This is a genomic window from Mesorhizobium sp. M0058, assembly GCF_040323095.1.
GTDB lineage: Bacteria > Pseudomonadota > Alphaproteobacteria > Rhizobiales > Rhizobiaceae > Mesorhizobium.
Genome location: NZ_JAMYUQ010000033.1, coordinates 13,467 through 30,041, shown reverse-complemented (window position 1 = coordinate 30,041; position 16,575 = coordinate 13,467). Strand labels below are relative to the sequence as shown.

Here is a 16,575-nt window from a genome sequence, read left to right as displayed (position 1 = left end):
CTTGGCGCTGCGGCGGACGCATAGGGGGAGAGAAGTGTCACCTATGTATCCGGTTCAAAGTGTTACCCATCTATCGGCTGGACAGCTGTCGCCTACTGATTTCGCCAATTGCCAGCGTTGCCAAGAGCGCCGATGTTGCGGCCATCTCCCTTCTCCCCGTCACTATACGGGGAGAAGGTGCCGGCAGGGCAATGAGGGGCAGCGCCTGCATTTGTAATTGGCCGATAAGAGCCTCAAACCGGCCGCTTCTTCGGCTTCTTGTTCTTAGGCGGTCCCGCCTTGTCGAATTTCGGTTTCCCGGCCCAAGGCTTTGCATCGCCGGCGGGCCGTTCCCGCTTCTCGAATTTCGGCTTGTGTGCGCTTTGCGGCGCCTCGAACGGGCGCTTGCCGCGATGCGGCTTCTTGTCCGGCTTCGGCGCCTGGTAGCCGGCCCGCGACAGGTCGGGCGTGCCGTCCAGGCGCTTCACCACGATGTTGCCCTGCAGCTTCTTGTCGGGGCCGATGGCGGCGAGGAAGCGATCGGCCCAGTCGGCCGCGATCTGCACGTAGGTCTCATCCTGTTGCATCTTGATGGAGCCGATCTCGCGCTTGGAGATGTTGCCGGTGCGGCACAGCATCGGGATCAGCCAGCGCGGCTCGGCATTCTGCTTGCGCCCGATCGACAGCGAGAACCAGACGCTGTCGCCGAAATCGTCGCGGCGGCTGGGCGCTTCGTCGCGGCGTTCGAATTTTTCGCCCGCCGGTCTGTCTCGCGACGGCGTGAACGGTGCGACATCCGTAAGCTCCTCGGGCGCCGAGCGGCTGGCGCGGCATTGGCGCACGAAGGCGGCCGCAATCTGTTCGGCGCCATGCCTGGCCAGAAGCGCGTCGATGAAGCCGCGCTCGTCCTCGGCCACCGGCTCGTCGAAGGCTGGATCGGCAAGGATGCGCTCGTCGTCGCGCTTGATGACGTCGTCGGCCGAGGGCGGGCTCGCCCATGTCGCCTTCAGCCCTGCATTCTGCAGCAGGCGCTCGGTGCGCTTGCGAGCGCCGTTGGGCACGATCAGCGCGCTGACACCCTTGCGGCCGGCGCGGCCGGTACGGCCGCTGCGATGCAGCAGCGTTTCGGGATTGGTCGGCAGATCGGCATGGATGACCAGTTCGAGATTGGGCAGGTCGATGCCGCGCGCGGCGACATCCGTGGCGATGCAGACTTTGGCGCGGCCGTCCCGCATCGCCTGCAGCGCGTGGGTGCGTTCGTTCTGGCTGAGCTCGCCCGACAGCGCCACGACGGAAAAATTGCGGTTGTTGAAGCGCGCCGTCAGATGATTGACGGCGGCGCGGGTGTTGCAGAACACCAGCGCGTTCTTCGCTTCGTAAAACCGCAGCACGTTGATGATGGCGTTCTCGCGGTCGGGATAGGCGACATTCAGCGCCCGGTACTCGATATCGAGATGCTGCTTTTCCTCGCCGCCGGCCGAGATGCGTACGGCGTCGCGCTGATAGCCTTGCGCCAGCGTGGCGATCGAGCGCGGCACGGTGGCCGAAAACATCAGCGTGCGGCGCTGAGCCGGTGCGGCATCGAGGATGAATTCGAGGTCCTCGCGAAAGCCCAGGTCGAGCATCTCGTCGGCCTCGTCCAGCACCACGGCTTTCAGCGCCGACATGTCGAGGGAGTTGCGGGTGATGTGGTCGCGCAGGCGGCCGGGCGTGCCGACGACGATGTGGGCGCCGCGCTCCAGCACGCGCCGTTCGGAGCGCATGTCCATGCCGCCGACGCAGGACGCGACGGTGGCGCCGGTCGGCGCGTAGAGCCATTGCAATTCGCGCATCACCTGCAGAGCGAGCTCGCGCGTCGGCGCCACGGCCAGCGCCAGCGGTGCGCCAGCCTGGTCAAAACGCTCGGCGCTTCCAAGAAGGGTCGGCGCCAAAGCCAGGCCGAAGGCGACAGTCTTGCCGGAGCCGGTCTGCGCCGACACCAGAGCGTCGGCCTCGCCGAGTTCCAGCACCGCCTTCTGCACCGGCGTCAGCTCGGTATAGCCGCGTTTTTCCAGCGCCTCTGCCAGCGCAGGAACGATACGTTCGAAATTGGACATCTCACTCTTTCGGAATTCGGGGCATGGGCTCATCATGCAGCACATGCCGGGGCTGGCGCCACGCCAGCCAAACACTATTTGGGCGTTCGTACTTCTTGCGGCCGCTATTGTACAGGGCAAGCGAGTGCCTTGCCGCAATTGACTCCTGACGCAAACCGCGTAAAAGCCGGCATCGAACGGGATCATTTTCGATGCGCGGCCTTCTGATGGCTCTTCTTGCATTCGACTTCCCCGGCCACAATCATGGGGCCGGGCGCGTTGGCGCGTCTTACCGTTCCAGCAAAACTATGGCCAAAACCACCACCATAACGGTGTGATTCCCTTGGCCTAACCACCCTCTCCCGGGTCCGGCCCGGGGGACAAAACCCGCATTGGCCGGCGGGTTTTCTCCAAAAACCAAGCGGAGAGGGACAGGAGATTTCTGATGAGTTTCAAGGTTGCGGTAGTCGGCGCCACGGGCAATGTGGGGCGCGAAATGCTCAACATACTGGAAGAGCGCGGCTTTCCGGTAAGCGAAGTCGTGGCGCTGGCCTCGCGGCGCAGCCAGGGCACCGAAGTGTCGTTCGGCGACCGTTCGCTGAAGGTCAAGACGCTCGACCAGTATGATTTTTCCGACACCGACATCTGCATCATGTCGGCCGGCGGCAACGTCTCCAAGGAGTGGTCGCCGAAGATCGGCAAGCAGGGCTGCGTCGTCATCGATAACTCGTCGGCCTTCCGCTACGACCAGGACGTGCCGCTGATCGTGCCGGAAGTGAACCCGGATGCGATCTCGCTGTTCACCCGCAAGAACATCATCGCCAATCCGAACTGCTCGACGGCGCAGCTGGTCGTGGCGCTGAAGCCGCTGCACGATGTCGCCACCATCAAGCGCGTCGTCGTCGCCACCTATCAATCGGTATCCGGCGCCGGCAAGGAAGGCATGGACGAACTCTTTACACAGACCCGCGCGGTGTTCGTCGCCGATGGCGTCGAGGTCAAGAAGTTCACCAAGCGCATCGCCTTCAACGTCATTCCGCACATCGACGTCTTCCTCGACGACGGCTCGACCAAGGAAGAGTGGAAGATGGTCGCCGAGACCAAGAAGATGCTCGACCCCAAGATCAAGCTGACGGCGACCTGTGTGCGCGTGCCGGTGTTCATCGGCCATTCCGAAGCCGTCAACATCGAGTTCGAAAAGCCGATCACCGCCGACGAGGCGCGCGATATCCTGCGCGAAGCGCCGGGCTGCCAGGTCTTGGACAAGCGCGAGGATGGCGGCTACATCACGCCGCTGGAATCGGCCGGCGAGGACGCCACCTTCATCTCGCGCATCCGCGAGGATTCGACCATCGACAACGGCCTGTCGATGTGGATCGTCTCCGACAATCTGCGCAAGGGCGCGGCGCTCAACGCGGTGCAGATCGCCGAGCTTCTGGTCGAGCGCGGCCTGATCCAGCCGAAGAAGAAGGCGGCCTGACGGCTGGTTTGTTTTCGCTCACGGGGTTCGGCTTTCGGCCGATTCCGTTTATCGCTCACGGGCCGTATCGCCGCTGCCGCGGCTGGCCCTCCGCGGGGCGCCGGAAAGCCGGCGGCCCGTAGTCGCGGGCTCGGCCTTCGGCCGAAGCCTTCCTTCTCCCCGTTCACGGGGAGAAGGTCCCGGCAGGGGGATGAGGGCAGCGCTGACCTCTGTTGAGAAACGCCTTTGAACGATCCCACCAAAATCGTGCTGCGCCCCGCCACGGCTTTGGATGCCGCGACCATCGCCATTGTCATGCGGGCCGCACTTGGCTCGTTCCTGGATGCCGGTCATCCACACGCCGGATGAGGATCTTGCCTTCATCCGCGAGATCGTGCTGCACCGGCAGCAGGTGACGGTCGCCGAGGCCGGCACCGGCATTGTCGGCTTCATTGCCCTGAGCGGCGATTGGGTGGAACAGCTCTATCTCGACCCCGCCTGGACGGGGCAAGGCATCGGCAGCCGGCTGCTCGTGCAAGCGACCGCCGCGCTACGGATCGTTAAACTGCATTGCTTCCAGGCCAACACCGGCGCGCGTCGCTTCTACGAGCGCCATGGCTTTCGCCCCGAGGCGTTCGGCGCGGGCACCACCAACGAAGAAGGCCTGCCGGATATTCTCTACGTGCGTCGAGCTTGATATTCAGCCGGCGTTATCCTTGGCCAGTTGGCGCAATAACTCCATCGCTTCCTCGGCCCGCTCAGCGGGCACGAACAGATGGTCATGATAGAAAGCAGAGACCGGATTGACGCCCATGCCGGCGGCGGCCAGCCGGGCGGTGATGGCGGCGAGGAAGCCGACGGCTTCCAGCGAGGAGTGGACGTTCAGGGTGATCATGCGGCAGCGGAACGAAGCGGTCAGCCCGGCCGCCCGTGCCGCGTCCTCGGTCACGATCAGTGTCACACCCTCGCGCTCGCGAAAGACCATCACGGGATCGAGGCCTGCCTGCCGGCTGATTCCAGGTGTGAGCGTAGCGAACACGTAGACGTCCGGCAGCAGTTCCGGCGTCATCGCCGCCAGCAGCTTTTTCAGATCAGTCTCGCCGGCCATTCGCTCGTCTCTCGCCCAGCCCTATCAATAGCCGTGACTGGTGGATGTCGATAGTCCGTCAAGGTGGAGGGACAGCGCCCCCCTCTGCCCTGCCGGGCATCTCCCCCGCAAGCAGGGAGATCGGCGGTTTCGATGCTCCGCTCATTCATGGAACATTGCCGAAGCGGTCGAGCGTGTAATCTCCCCCCTTGCGGGGGAGATGGCCGGCAGGCCAGAGGGGGGTGTGAAGGATCGCCACGCAGCGGCTTTTGCTTGCTGCTACCCAAAAAGAATCCGCACCCTGTAGGATCGCCGCCCCATCGCTCGTCCTTGGTCCGAAGCCAGCAAACGGCTCGAACCGCTTAGGAGGGAACACCGTGAGTATTTCTCAAACCATGCCCGTCTCGTCGGGCGCCCTGTGGACCGGCCGCGTGCTCAGCGGCCTCATCATCCTGTTCATGATCTTCGACGGCGTCATCAAGCTGCCGCCGCTCGATGTCGTCACCCAGACCATGGTGCCGCTCGGCTGGCCGGCCGATGTCAATGTCGCGCGCACGCTCGGCATTATCGGGCTGATCTCGACCGCGCTCTATGCGCTGCCCCGCACCTCGGTGCTCGGCGCCATCCTGCTCACCGGCTATCTCGGCGGCGCCATCGCCACAAATATGCGCGTCGGCAGCCCGTTGTTTTCGCACACGCTGTTTAGCGTCTATCTCGGCATCATCCTGTGGGGCGGTCTCTATCTGCGCGACCCAAGCGTGCGCGCCCTGATCCCGTTCAGCCGTTAAGCGAGGAGAAAAACATGCTCAGCACCATTCTCATCCTCCTGGTCGTCATCATCGCCGCCGTGCTCATCTATGCGGCGACGAGGTCGAATGATTTCGTCACCGCCCGCACCGCCAGCATCAAGGCCGCGCCGGAAGCGATCTTTCCGCTGATCAACAATTTCAAGCACTGGCCGGAGTGGTCACCCTACGAAAAGCTCGACCCCGAGATGAAGCGCACGCTGTCGGGCGCTGATGCCGGCAAGGGCGCCGCCTACGCCTGGGAAGGCAATGCCAAGGCCGGCAAGGGACGCATGGAGATCGTCAATTCCGTGCCATCCTCGCTGGTGTCGCTGAAGCTCGACTTCGAGAAGCCGTTCCGGGCCAACAACAGCGTCGACTTCACCCTGAAGCCCTCGGGCGACACCACCGCAGTCACCTGGGCAATGCGCGGCAGCCGGCCCTTCATTGCCAAGCTTTTGGGCCTCTTCATGAATTTCGATACGCTGATCGGCAAGGATTTCGAGGCTGGCCTCGCCAATCTGAAGAAGGCCACTGAAAGGTAAAACGTCCTGCATTTCAACAAGCTCGGCGGCGGTCGTTACGAATGTGACAGGCGCGCGCACCGGGATCTCTCACGTCTTCGGGATCAAATCAGCTGTCTGGGAGTTAGAGCCGTGGCGGCGAGGACGGCGATCCGCGTGAGAGAGGAACGACAATGAAAAAAGCGATGATCATTCTGGTACTGGCGACCGCACTGGGTGCGTGCTCGCAAACCGAAAAGGGTGCCGCGGTCGGCGGTCTCGGCGGCGCGGCGGTTGGCGCAGCTGTGGCAAATGATCCGGTTCAGGGCGCCGTCGTCGGCGGCGCCGTCGGCGCCGTGGCCGGCGCGCTGATCGGCCGTGCCAGCGAAAGCGGTCAATGTCGCTACCGCGGCCGCAACGGGCGCACCTATATCGCCAGCTGCCCCGACGGTTATTGAACACAGCCAGGTCCAACATCGGAAACCGGCGGCTATAGATCGCCGGTTTCGCTGTTGCCCAAGGCAGCTGGACCATGGCTGCCTGCGCTACAGCAATCCCCGGATATGCTCCCAAGCCAGGCGGCCCAGGCGCGTGTCGGCGTCGTCATTGCCGCCATGGGCATGCAGCCTCGAGCGCGGCGTGATTTCGCCCGGCAGCAGAATGCGGTGGCCGGCGTCGGGCACTGAGACGAGGCAGGTGGTCATTGCGGTGTCCTGGCGACACCGAACGATCGACTGGGCAAAATCCAGCGATGGCCATAGCGCGTCGTCGCCGCCCGCAACCAGAACAATGTCGGCTGAAATAGCTTCGACGGGAATGGCAGCCTTGGCCGCTGCGTCCTTGAAGGTTTGCAAGGCACGTAGGAAGAGCCGCCGGTAGGACACCAGACCATCGACATACTCGGCGTTCCAAGCGGGATTGCTTGGGACAAACGGCAAAGGAATCCCCTCGATCGTCCACGACGATCGTTCCGGCCAGCTGACGCCGTCGCGGCCCGGCCCGATATTGCCCCAGACCACCGATGTCGGGCTGATCGCAACCACGAGGCCGATGCGTGGATCGTGAGCCGCCGCAAGCAGGGAGGCCTCGGCGCCTTTCGAGGTCCCGACATAGACGATGCGCCGGCATCCCATCTGGACAAGATAGTCGGTCGCCGCGAAAAACGTTTCGAGCGGGATCTCGCAAATGCCGGGCACCTGACCTTCGCCGCCAAACCATTGCAGCGCGAGAGCGGATGCTCCTTCCTTGGCAAAGAGCCGGGCGCGGGTGACGTCGATGCGGCCGCTCGATCCGCTGAGCACGACGACGCCTGTCGTGGCGCCGGCGCATCGCAACAGCGTTCCGGCTACGCCGCCGAAAAGGGTCTCTTCCGTGACGGTCCGCTCAGTCATCTTTCGTTCGAACGCATATGACATCGCCGCACATTAGCAAAACGGCGGGCACAGGCCCGCCGTTTTGTCGATGCGATGACGCGATGCTTATTCGGCGGTGGCGGCTTCCGCTTCGGCCGGGGCTGCAGCAGCGGCGGCAACGGCGGCGGCAGCGTCTTCCTGGGCCTTCTTCAGCAGAGAGGCGCGTTCCTGCGCCTTCTTGCCGGGCTCGGCCTTCTTCGGGTTGGAGCGGGCTTCGCGCTTGAGGAGGCCGGTCTCATCGAGGAAGCGCAGCACGCGGTCGGTCGGCTGGGCGCCGTGCGACAGCCAATGCTTGACGCGGTCGGCGTCGACCTTGACGCGCTCGCCGTCCTTGGGCAGCAGCGGGTTCCACGAGCCGATCGACTCGATGAACCGGCCGTCGCGCGGCGAACGGGCGTCGGCAATGACGACGTGGTAGTAAGGGCGCTTCTTCGAGCCCGCACGGGCCAGTCTGATCTTCAAGGGCATTTCATTTCTCCTAAATTTCTGATTTCAGTGTTGGGTTAATGGCTTTGTCTGGTGCAGGTCGTTGTCCCAAAACCGCTGCGCACTTTTGGGCGACATGCACTTTGTTAGCCGGTTTTGCTTGCGCCGTTGGACGCGGCGATCTGCTCGTGATGGCGGATCACTTCGCGGACGACGAAGTTGAGGAATTTTTCCGCGAAATCGGGGTCGAGATGGGCGTCCTTCGCCAGCTGGCGAAGGCGGGTGATCTGCTCCTGCTCGCGCGCCGGGTCGGCGGGCGGCAGGCCATGCTCGGCCTTGAGCACGCCGACCGCCTTGGTGCAGCGGAAGCGCTCGGCCAGCATATGGATGAGGGCGGCGTCGATGTTGTCGATCGAGGCGCGATAGCCGGCCAGGATGGTGCGTGCGTCGGCCATGTCTTTTTCTTCGTTCATAGCGTCCTCACTTCTTCTTTCCGAGGCTGGGCAGACCACCGCCGCCAAGGCCGGGAAGCTTCATGCCGCCGGGCAGACCGGGCAGGCCACCGCCGCTCGGGGTGGGCGGGCCCTTCATGCCGCCAAGGCCGGGCATCTGCTTCTGCAAGGCTTCGAGCTGCTTGGGATCCATCTTGGAGAGGTCGGGCATGCCGCCACCCATCATGCCGCCGGGGCCACCCGGCATCATGCCGCCGAGGCCCATCTTGGAGGCAAGGCCGCCCATCATGCCGCGCATCAGGCCGCCGCCTTTGCCCTTGCCGCCCATCGCCTTCATCATGTCGGCCATGCCGCGATGCATTTTCAAGAGCTTGTTGATCTCGGCCGCATCCGTGCCTGAGCCGGCGGCGATGCGCTTCTTGCGCGAATGTTTCAGCATGTCCGGATTGGCGCGCTCGGCCTTGGTCATCGACGAGATGATGGCGAGTTGGCGGCCGAACATCTTGTCGTCGAGGCCGGCGGCCGCCATCTGGTCCTTCATTTTGCCCATGCCGGGCATCATGCCCATGATGCCGCCCATGCCGCCCATTTTCGACATCTGCTGAAGCTGGCCGGCAAGGTCGTTCAGGTCGAACTTGCCCGACTGCATCTTTTTGGCCATCGCCGCCGCCTGCTCGGCGTCGATGTTTTCGGCGGCCTTTTCGACCAGCGAGACGATGTCGCCCATGCCGAGGATGCGGTCTGCAATACGCTTGGGGTGGAATTCCTCCAGCCCGTCCATCTTTTCGCCGGTGCCGATCAGCTTGATCGGCTTGCCGGTGACGGCGCGCATCGAAAGCGCGGCACCGCCACGGCCGTCGCCGTCCATGCGGGTCAGCACCAGGCCGGTGATGCCGACGCGCTCGTCGAAGCTTTTGGCAAGGTTGACGGCGTCCTGGCCGGTCAGCGAATCCGCGACCAGCAGGATTTCGTGCGGGCTCGACATCTTCTTGATGTCGGCCATCTCCACCATCAGCGGCTCATCGATATGGGTGCGGCCGGCGGTGTCGAGGATGACGACGTCATGACCGCCGAGCTTGGCTGCCTGGACGGCGCGCCTGGCGATGTCGACCGGGTTCTGGCCCGCAATGACAGGCAGCGTCGCGACTTTGACCTGCTCGCCGAGCTGGCGCAGCTGCTCTTGTGCCGCGGGCCGCCGCGTGTCGAGCGAGGCCATCAGAACCTTCTTGTTCTGGCGCTCGGTCAGGCGCTTGGCGATCTTGGCCGAGCTCGTCGTCTTGCCGGAGCCCTGCAGCCCGACCATCATGATGACGACCGGCGCCGGCGCATTGAGGTCGATGGCGACGCCCTCGGCGCCGAGCATGTCGACCAGCTCGTCATGGACGATCTTGACGACCATCTGTCCGGGCTTGATCGACTTGACGACGGCGGCGCCGACGGCCTTTTCGCGCACCTTGTCGGTGAAGGAACGCACCACTTCCAGCGCAACGTCCGCCTCGAGCAGCGCACGGCGCACCTCGCGCAACGCCGCCGAGACATCAGCCTCCGACAGCGCGCCGCGGCCTGTCAGGCCGTTCAGGATGGAGCCAAGGCGCTCCTGAAGTGATTCAAACATTGGTCAACCCGCCGCGCGAGAGCGCCTTGGATTCATGGTGATCCCTGTCGGGCCGATGGCCCTCCACGCCTCTTGTGCGCTCCTGCAGCGATTCAAACATTCCGTTTCCTTTTTCTCAGGCACCCCGATGGTGCCCGAGAGGTAGTGCGTTCGCGCCGCTCATCCAAGCAAAGCTCAAAACCAAAAAGCACCCGGGGGCGCTCAGCGCTGCCGGGTGTTGGCCTCCAGGATCTGTTTACAGCACCCACCTCAAAAGGTTTTGGCGTCCTGGTCGGCTTGCTCGGAGGGATACTCGTCGCGGATTTCGGGGCTGTAGACAGGAAATCGGCCGAAGAGTCAAGACAAGGGCGGCTTGCCGGTCTCTGGGTCGGTCCCTGTTTAGTTCACCTTGCATCCCGAGGGTCGGCCGTAACCTTCAGCGGCGAGCGCGGGTGCAGAAGCAGCAGCATCGTCAGCAAGGTGCAGACGATACCGATGCCGGCGATGATGACGGCATCCGTCGTCGTCCAGTCCGGACCTTCCAGCGGCTTGGCGTTGAACAGGGCGAAGGAATTGTAGTTCTCCTGATGCGAGATCAGCAGGAAGCCGGTGAGATTGTTGCCGAGATGGGCGCCGAAGGCGGCGCCGAGATTGCCGGTGACATAAACCACCAGCGTCAACAGCAAGGCGAACGCGGCGATCGAGGCCAGCACGCAGGCGTTGATGGCGGGGGTCGAGCCCGGGCTCCAATGCAAGGAGGTGAACAGCAAAGCGGGCAATAGCGCCCACACGTAAGGGCTCTCGAAGCGCCTGGCCAGGCCGCGCAGCAGATAGCCGCGAAACAGCATCTCCTCGGACGAGGTCTGCAGCAGGGTCAGCGCCACGATCGGGAGCAGGAACAGCAGCCAGGTCGACAGGTTGATCGTGCCGCGGGCGATTTCGGGCTGTAGCCAGTAGAGCAGGATTTCGGAAAGCGCCGATGTGATCAGCACCGCGACCAGGCCCTTGAGGAAGCCCGACAAGGACACGCGGCGACTGGCGCCGAAAAGCGCCGAGAGCGGCTCGCCATGGACGAAACGCATGGCAAGCCAGAGGCCGAGCCAGATGCCGGTAAACGAGGTGAGTGCGGCGAGTATGCCGATGGGCGAGGCCAGAAAGCCCTGAAGCGGCCCGCGCGGATCGTCCGGCAATACATGCCAGACGATCGCGACATAGGTGCCGCCAAGCACCACAACCAGGGTGATCGCCACCCAGAACAGGACGACGACTGCCGTTCCAATTATCAGCCGCGGCAGGTTCGTCTTTTCGGTGGCCGTGTTGCTATAGCGCTCGAAGGCGGCTGAATCTGATATCACGCGAGTTCCTCTGCCGAACGCATCGGGTCGCATGATCTAGGGGATCGTCGGCTCTCGCGCAATTGCTGCTGTTCAGCGACCCTTTTGCCGCCCCCAGCCTCGGCAGGAGGGCGGCACGAGTTCACTTGTCATTCTTTCCAGGCAAAATCAGCGCACGACGTACATGATGCGCCGTGTCTGCGGGTCGACCAGCGCCTGCTGGCCATTCACATAGACGTAGCGGTAGCGGTAGTCGGGGATTTCGCGCAGTTCGACCGTGTCGGGCAAGGTGGCACCGGTCACCACCTCGCCTTCGAGATAGACAGGATCGAGCCGGTGCGTGCTGACATAGGTGCCGACTTCCGCCGGTGGCCTGTCGATGGCGTCGACGGGGCCGTCGTCGGACAGAATCGCACCGGTATAGGTATCGGGATAATCATCCTGCGGCGGTGTAACCACGGTGATGGCGGCGTTGGCGGGGCGGCGTGTCAGAACGACCCGGTTGCCGCCGAAATCGGCCGTGACATAGTCGGAATAGACCCAGCCCTGGCCTCCGGCTTCGGCAATGGTGCACCATTTGCTGTTTTCGATGCAGCCATTGAGCGTCGCCGACTGGCCGGCGGTGAGCACGCCGATCACAGGATATTGCGGGCCGGGGCCGGCGCGCACATTAAGATCGGTGACGGCCGAGACGGCGGTATCGGCAAGTGCCGCACCCGACATCGCGACAAGCGCCCCGGCGACGGCCGGAAACAATATGCGTCTCATGGTTTCTCTCCCTTTCATGGTCCCTCGCGACACCAAACGAAACCAGAACGCATGCGTTCCGGCTAAAATACCGACGCCAGCTCACGATTTGTTCCGGTTTCTTTCGGCAAACCGGTCAAAAGCTCATGCACGAAGCTGAGTTTCTGCGCCGTCACGTCCGAAATGACGAAGGGATAAAGGTCGGGCAGGCCCATGCAGCGGTTGATCGAGTTGGAGGCTTCCGAGAGTACCAGCCAGCGGGCGAGAATCTTTTCGAACGGCTCGGGCACGGCGTCAGGTTCCGCGGGCGCCGCCTGCAACCGGCCGCCGGTGTCGCCTTGCGGCAGCACATTGGTCTCCATCGTCTCAAGCTGGCCGAGTGGAAAATTCAGCGCGTGCACCATCTCCAGCGTGTCGGTGATGTGGAGATGGTGCGCCCAGGTCTCGGCCCAGTCTTCCCATGGATGCGACGTCGCATAGGCGGAGATGTGGTTCTGCTGCCAGTCGGGCGCAGCGCCATTGGCGTAATAGGCCTTCAGCGCCTGCTCGTAGTCGGGGCGTTCGTCGCCGAACAGCGCCCGGAAGGCATCGAGCCGTTGCGGCTCGTCGCGGATCAGCCGGTCCCAGTAGTAATGGCCAAGCTCATGACGGAAATGACCGAGCAGCGTGCGGTAATTTTCGCCCATCTCGACGCGACGCCGCTCGCGCTCGGCCGAGTCCGCCTCGGCGACGTTGAGCGTGATCAGGCCGTTGTCGTGGCCGGTAAGGATGCGTTCGCCGCCGGGACCGCCGCCGATCGGATCGGCAATGAAGTCGAAGGCGAGGCCGATTTCGTCGCCGTGCTTGTGCTTGGGCGCGACCGGAAGGCCGAAGGCGAGCAGCGAATAGACGGCGCGCTTCTTGGCCGCCTCGACGCGAATCCAGCGGCGGCGGTTGCCGTCGACGGAGAGGTCGGGGATCAGCTGGTTCAGCAAGCAGGCGCGGCAGTAGGTATGGCCCGGTTCGGCCATCCAGTTGCAGGCGCATTCATCCGCATTGGTGCAGTGGAAGATGCCGTCGACGTCAGACAAGGCAAAGCGCGCATGCTCGGGATCGTAAAGCACGAGACTCCCGCAATTCAGGCACTGCGCATTCTCGAAGTAGAGGCGGTGGCCGCAATGCGGGCAGTCGAACAGTTTCATGTCGATCTCGATGCGTCAGGCGTTGGCGTATGGCGTCAGAGGAGGAATATGGTGCGGAGCGGCGCCTCGCCCAAACGCCCGCCACGGGCCGCCGTTCCATGCCCCCGTCACCTCTTTTTACCCGAGCAGCGAATTCGCCTGCCCGGCGCCCGGGCGTTTCGGCCACAATAAGCACTTGATCGTAAGCAAATTCCGCTGCATTGGCCAGGGTAGCGCCGGGGGTACGGTGACAATGGCGCGTTTCGCTGGCAAGTTCGCAACCGGGACGTGATTCAGGCAATCAGGAGAAAAAGCATGGCATTGCTTGCCAAGGGAAAGATTATTGCTGCCGCGGTGGTCGCGGTACTTGCGCTGGCGACGGGCGCGCAGGCGGCGGCCAGCTGCGGCAAGACCGGCGCGGGCTTCGAAGCGTGGAAGCAGGACTTTGCCGCGCAGGCCAGGTCCGAAGGTGTCGGCGGGAAGGGTCTGGCTGCTCTGGCCGGTGCCAGCTACGCGACAAAGACAATCTCCGTCGACCGCGCCATCCACAAGGCTTTCAGCGGTTCGGTGGACGCCTTCATGAAGCGCCGTGGCGGAGCTGCGATCATTTCCAGGGGCCGTGCGCTGAAGAAGTCGAATGCGGCGATGTTCGACAGGATCGAGAGCAATTACGGCGTGTCGCCGGGCGTGTTGCTGGCCATCTGGGGCATGGAAACCGGCTTCGGAGCCTCCCTGGGCAACCAGAACACGGTCTCCGCCATTCTGACGCTTGCCTATGATTGCCGTCGCCCGGGCTTCTTTTACCCGCATGCCATTGCGGCGCTGAAGCTGGTCGATCGCGGCGCGCTGAGCGCCTCGTCGGTCGGCGCTGCGCATGGCGAGATCGGCCATACGCAGTTCCTGCCCGGCAATGTCCTGAAGTATGGCGTCGGCAACGGAAATCTGCGCGACAAGGCAACGGCCTTGGCTTCGACGGCCAACTTCCTCAAGGCTCATGGCTGGCGGGCGGGTGCGAGCGCGAGTGCGAATATGGGGGCCATCGCCGGCTGGAATTCCGCCAGCGTCTACCAGCAGGCCATCGCCCAGATCGCCGACGCGATCGACGGCGGCTGATAGAAATATCCAGATCGAAGAACGGAAAGCCCGGCCATGCGCCGGGCTTTTCTGCAAGGACTGGAGCTTTTGGCGTTCAAACCGTTCAGCAGCCGAGCGGCTACCCGCCTTTTATGACCTTCCAGATGTCCGTGGACTGGTCGAACTGGAGGCGGTTTATGTCGGAGAAGGTCAGCCGGCCGGTCTTCATGGCATCGACAAGGCGGCGGCACAGCAGTGGCGGCATGCGCTCCAGGGAAACGCCCATGAAAGCGGCGATCTCGTGTTTGGCCGATATATTCGATATGGCCACCTTGCTGACGCAGCGATCGAATGCCGCCTCGGGATCCTGTCTCACTTGCTCCTGCCCAGTCTGGCAACCGGCCAGCATGACGACCATTGCAGGCAGGGCCACAAACCACGGCTTCATTGTCAGCTGCCCCCATCGATTGTGAGGAGGCTAGATAAGGGCCCGAAAAGATCAAGCAGGAAAAGCACTGAGTTCTTTGCCGCCGCTCTATTTCTTTGTTTTTACGCAGTTACGGACGAAGTCGGGCATGCTCTTTCTCGAATTGCTCGATCGTTGGCGCAAATGCCGGCTGAGCGACTGGGCTCTCAATAATGTGCGTAGCCGCTCAACGGGCACTTCTGGGAAATAGGAACCTCGAAGGCGCCTTCAGTACCTTTGCAGCTCCGGAATTTGGAGTTGCGCAGCACCGGCGCGGCCCTGGCAGCCGCCTTTGACTTGCCCTTGATGACCAGCCATATCTCGGTCGGCAGGTCTAGCTGCACTCTGTTCAAATCGGAGTAGCTGATCCCCCCGCTGCGTACGCCTTCGGTGATACGCTGGCAGAACAGGGCCGGCATGCGCTCCTGCGAGACGCCCATGAAAGAGGCGATTTCGTGCTTGAACGTGATGCTCCACAAATGGACTGCGGAGATGCACCCGTCCTGCTCGCGTTTCGCGGCCGCCTGCGAGGACTGGCATCCGGTAAAGACGATGGCCGCCGCAAGCATGAGAAAAATGGCGTTTTTCACGATCGGAATCCCTCGTCCCGCGAAGGAATTTAGATGAGGCTTTTAAAAGGTCAAACGGAAACCATGTCAGCCAGCTTGGCCTCTTATATTAGAGGTATCAAATAAAAACCCTGCGTGACCGCCGGGTTTTCCTGGAACACTAGTTTGGTTCACCCTTGCGGCTCCTTGCCGCCAGCGTCCTCAGCCGCAGCGCATTGAGGCGGATGAAGCCGGCGGCGTCCTTCTGGTCGTAGGCGCCGCGGTCATCCTCGAAGGTGACCAGCGCGTCGGAATAGAGCGTCTTCTTGGATTTGCGGCCGGTGACCATGACATTGCCCTTGTAGAGTTTCAGGCGCACCGTGCCTTCGACGTCTTCCTGGCTCTTGTCGATCATCGCCTGGAGCATCAGCCGCTCGGGCGAGAACCAGAAGCCGTTGTAGATCAGCTCGGCGTAGCGCGGCATGAACTCGTCCTTGAGGTGGCCGGCGCCGCGGTCGAGCGTGATCGATTCGATGGCGCGGTGGGCGACGATCAGGATGGTGCCGCCGGGGGTCTCGTAGACGCCGCGCGATTTCATGCCGACGAAGCGGTTCTCGACCAGATCGAGCCGGCCGATGCCATTGTCGCGGCCAAGATCGTTAAGCGCCGTCAGAATGGCGGCCGGCGACAGCTTCTTGCCGTTCAGTGCAATCGGATCGCCCTTCAAAAATTCGATCTCGATCTCGGTGACCTTGTCCGGCGCCTCCATCGGCGAGACGGTGCGCTGATGGACGAATTCCGGCGGCTCGCTCCACGGGTCTTCCAGCACCTTGCCCTCGGAAGAGGAGTGCAGAAGGTTGGCGTCGACCGAGAACGGCGCCTCCCCCCGCTTGTCCTTGGCCACCGGGATCTGGTGCTGCTCGGCGAAGTTGATCAGGTCGGTGCGCGACTTGAACGACCAGTCGCGCCACGGCGCGATGACCTTGATGTCGGGATTCAGCGCATAGGCCGACAGCTCGAAACGCACCTGGTCGTTGCCCTTGCCGGTGGCGCCGTGCGCAATGGCATCGGCGCCGACCTCCTGGGCGATCTCGACCAGGTGCTTGGAAATCAACGGGCGGGCGATCGAGGTGCCGAGCAGGTAGGTGCCTTCATAGACGGCGTTGGCGCGAAACATCGGGAAGACGAAATCCGAGACGAATTCCTCGCGCACATCGACGACGCGGATATCCTTGATGCCCATCATCTCAGCCTTCTGGCGCGCCGGCTCCAGCTCGCCACCCTGGCCGAGATCGGCGGTGAAGGTGACGACTTCGGCGCCGAGCTCGGTCTGCAGCCATTTCAGGATGATGGAGGTGTCGAGACCGCCGGAATAGGCGAGCACGACCTTCTTGACGTCTTTTGTCTTGGGCATTGCTGGGGACATTTTGGCGGTTCCGCGCGTGAGTTTCGCGGGCGAGGTATCACGGCATTT

19 protein-coding genes are annotated in these 16,575 nt (G+C 63.3%); 7 read left to right on the top strand and 12 right to left on the bottom strand.

Going from position 1 to position 16,575, the window contains the following annotated elements:
- Positions 1–233: 233 nt before the first annotated feature.
- Positions 234–2,075, bottom strand: coding sequence for a DEAD/DEAH box helicase (locus NKJ75_RS31870; RefSeq protein ID WP_352500690.1), 1,842 nt, complete (start codon positions 2,073–2,075; stop codon positions 234–236).
- A gap of 424 nt (positions 2,076–2,499) precedes the next feature.
- On the opposite strand from NKJ75_RS31870, the gene NKJ75_RS31865 reads away from it, so the two are divergent.
- The 3 genes from NKJ75_RS31865 to NKJ75_RS31855 all read left to right on the top strand — a co-directional run bounded on the left by NKJ75_RS31865 (position 2,500) and on the right by NKJ75_RS31855 (position 4,210).
- Positions 2,500–3,534: an aspartate-semialdehyde dehydrogenase gene (locus tag NKJ75_RS31865; RefSeq protein WP_023671698.1), complete on the top strand. Its 1,035-nt coding sequence runs from the start codon at positions 2,500–2,502 to the stop codon at positions 3,532–3,534.
- Between the two features lie 225 nt (positions 3,535–3,759).
- Positions 3,760–3,882 carry a hypothetical protein gene (locus NKJ75_RS31860; RefSeq protein WP_280813933.1) on the top strand — a complete coding sequence of 41 codons (123 nt, stop codon included), beginning with the start codon at positions 3,760–3,762 and terminating at the stop codon, positions 3,880–3,882.
- The gene (locus NKJ75_RS31855) at positions 3,857–4,210 is read left to right on the top strand and encodes a GNAT family N-acetyltransferase (RefSeq protein ID WP_352500689.1); all 354 of its coding nucleotides are present in this window, start codon (positions 3,857–3,859) and stop codon (positions 4,208–4,210) included. The genes NKJ75_RS31860 and NKJ75_RS31855 overlap by 26 nt, the downstream gene beginning before the upstream one ends.
- A gap of 3 nt (positions 4,211–4,213) precedes the next feature.
- Here the strand turns inward: NKJ75_RS31855 and NKJ75_RS31850 are convergent, their stop codons facing one another.
- A complete protein-coding gene (locus NKJ75_RS31850) occupies positions 4,214–4,621 on the bottom strand; it encodes an ACT domain-containing protein (RefSeq protein ID WP_023671700.1) in 408 nt (135 codons plus the stop codon).
- Positions 4,622–4,977: 356 nt separating this feature from the next.
- On the opposite strand from NKJ75_RS31850, the gene NKJ75_RS31845 reads away from it, so the two are divergent.
- From NKJ75_RS31845 to NKJ75_RS31835, 3 genes are all read left to right on the top strand, one after another.
- Entirely contained in the window at positions 4,978–5,388 is a 411-nt protein-coding gene (locus NKJ75_RS31845) for a DoxX family protein (RefSeq protein ID WP_023687655.1), read from the top strand.
- 14 nt (positions 5,389–5,402) lie between these two features.
- Positions 5,403–5,930, top strand: coding sequence for an SRPBCC family protein (locus NKJ75_RS31840; protein ID WP_023683829.1), 528 nt, complete (start codon positions 5,403–5,405; stop codon positions 5,928–5,930).
- Positions 5,931–6,082: 152 nt separating this feature from the next.
- Positions 6,083–6,346, top strand: coding sequence for a YMGG-like glycine zipper-containing protein (locus NKJ75_RS31835; RefSeq protein ID WP_023683830.1), 264 nt, complete (start codon positions 6,083–6,085; stop codon positions 6,344–6,346).
- A gap of 87 nt (positions 6,347–6,433) precedes the next feature.
- On the opposite strand, the gene NKJ75_RS31830 is transcribed toward NKJ75_RS31835, so the two are convergent.
- From NKJ75_RS31830 to NKJ75_RS31800, 7 genes are all read right to left on the bottom strand, one after another.
- Positions 6,434–7,279: an acyl-CoA thioester hydrolase/BAAT C-terminal domain-containing protein gene (locus NKJ75_RS31830; protein ID WP_352500688.1), complete on the bottom strand. Its 846-nt coding sequence runs from the start codon at positions 7,277–7,279 to the stop codon at positions 6,434–6,436.
- Between the two features lie 87 nt (positions 7,280–7,366).
- On the bottom strand, positions 7,367–7,768 hold the full coding sequence (gene rpsP, locus NKJ75_RS31825) for a 30S ribosomal protein S16 (protein ID WP_352500687.1): 402 nt from the start codon (positions 7,766–7,768) through the stop codon (positions 7,367–7,369).
- Positions 7,769–7,872: 104 nt separating this feature from the next.
- A complete protein-coding gene (locus NKJ75_RS31820) occupies positions 7,873–8,199 on the bottom strand; it encodes a chorismate mutase (RefSeq protein WP_023671706.1) in 327 nt (108 codons plus the stop codon).
- Positions 8,200–8,206: 7 nt separating this feature from the next.
- Positions 8,207–9,793 carry a signal recognition particle protein gene (gene ffh, locus NKJ75_RS31815; protein ID WP_352500686.1) on the bottom strand — a complete coding sequence of 529 codons (1,587 nt, stop codon included), beginning with the start codon at positions 9,791–9,793 and terminating at the stop codon, positions 8,207–8,209.
- Between the two features lie 383 nt (positions 9,794–10,176).
- Positions 10,177–11,127, bottom strand: coding sequence for a CPBP family intramembrane glutamic endopeptidase (locus tag NKJ75_RS31810; RefSeq protein ID WP_352500685.1), 951 nt, complete (start codon positions 11,125–11,127; stop codon positions 10,177–10,179).
- Between the two features lie 147 nt (positions 11,128–11,274).
- A complete protein-coding gene (locus NKJ75_RS31805) occupies positions 11,275–11,874 on the bottom strand; it encodes a DUF1236 domain-containing protein (RefSeq protein WP_352500684.1) in 600 nt (199 codons plus the stop codon).
- A gap of 62 nt (positions 11,875–11,936) precedes the next feature.
- Entirely contained in the window at positions 11,937–13,034 is a 1,098-nt protein-coding gene (locus NKJ75_RS31800; protein ID WP_023726017.1) for a zinc-binding metallopeptidase family protein, read from the bottom strand.
- 294 nt (positions 13,035–13,328) lie between these two features.
- Between NKJ75_RS31800 and NKJ75_RS31795 the strand changes: the two genes are divergently transcribed.
- Positions 13,329–14,126 (top strand): lytic murein transglycosylase, encoded by a 798-nt coding sequence (locus NKJ75_RS31795; RefSeq protein WP_023671711.1) that lies wholly within the window; start codon positions 13,329–13,331, stop codon positions 14,124–14,126.
- A 100-nt stretch (positions 14,127–14,226) separates the two neighbouring features.
- Here NKJ75_RS31795 and NKJ75_RS31790 read toward each other — a convergent pair whose 3' ends face one another.
- The 3 genes from NKJ75_RS31790 to NKJ75_RS31780 all read right to left on the bottom strand — a co-directional run bounded on the left by NKJ75_RS31790 (position 14,227) and on the right by NKJ75_RS31780 (position 16,515).
- Positions 14,227–14,535, bottom strand: coding sequence for a hypothetical protein (locus NKJ75_RS31790; protein WP_023694543.1), 309 nt, complete (start codon positions 14,533–14,535; stop codon positions 14,227–14,229).
- A 185-nt stretch (positions 14,536–14,720) separates the two neighbouring features.
- Positions 14,721–15,143, bottom strand: a complete 423-nt coding sequence (locus tag NKJ75_RS31785) for a hypothetical protein (protein ID WP_023834707.1) — start codon at positions 15,141–15,143, stop codon at positions 14,721–14,723.
- 139 nt (positions 15,144–15,282) lie between these two features.
- On the bottom strand, positions 15,283–16,515 hold the full coding sequence (locus NKJ75_RS31780; RefSeq protein ID WP_023745437.1) for an argininosuccinate synthase: 1,233 nt from the start codon (positions 16,513–16,515) through the stop codon (positions 15,283–15,285).
- Positions 16,516–16,575 lie beyond the last annotated feature (60 nt).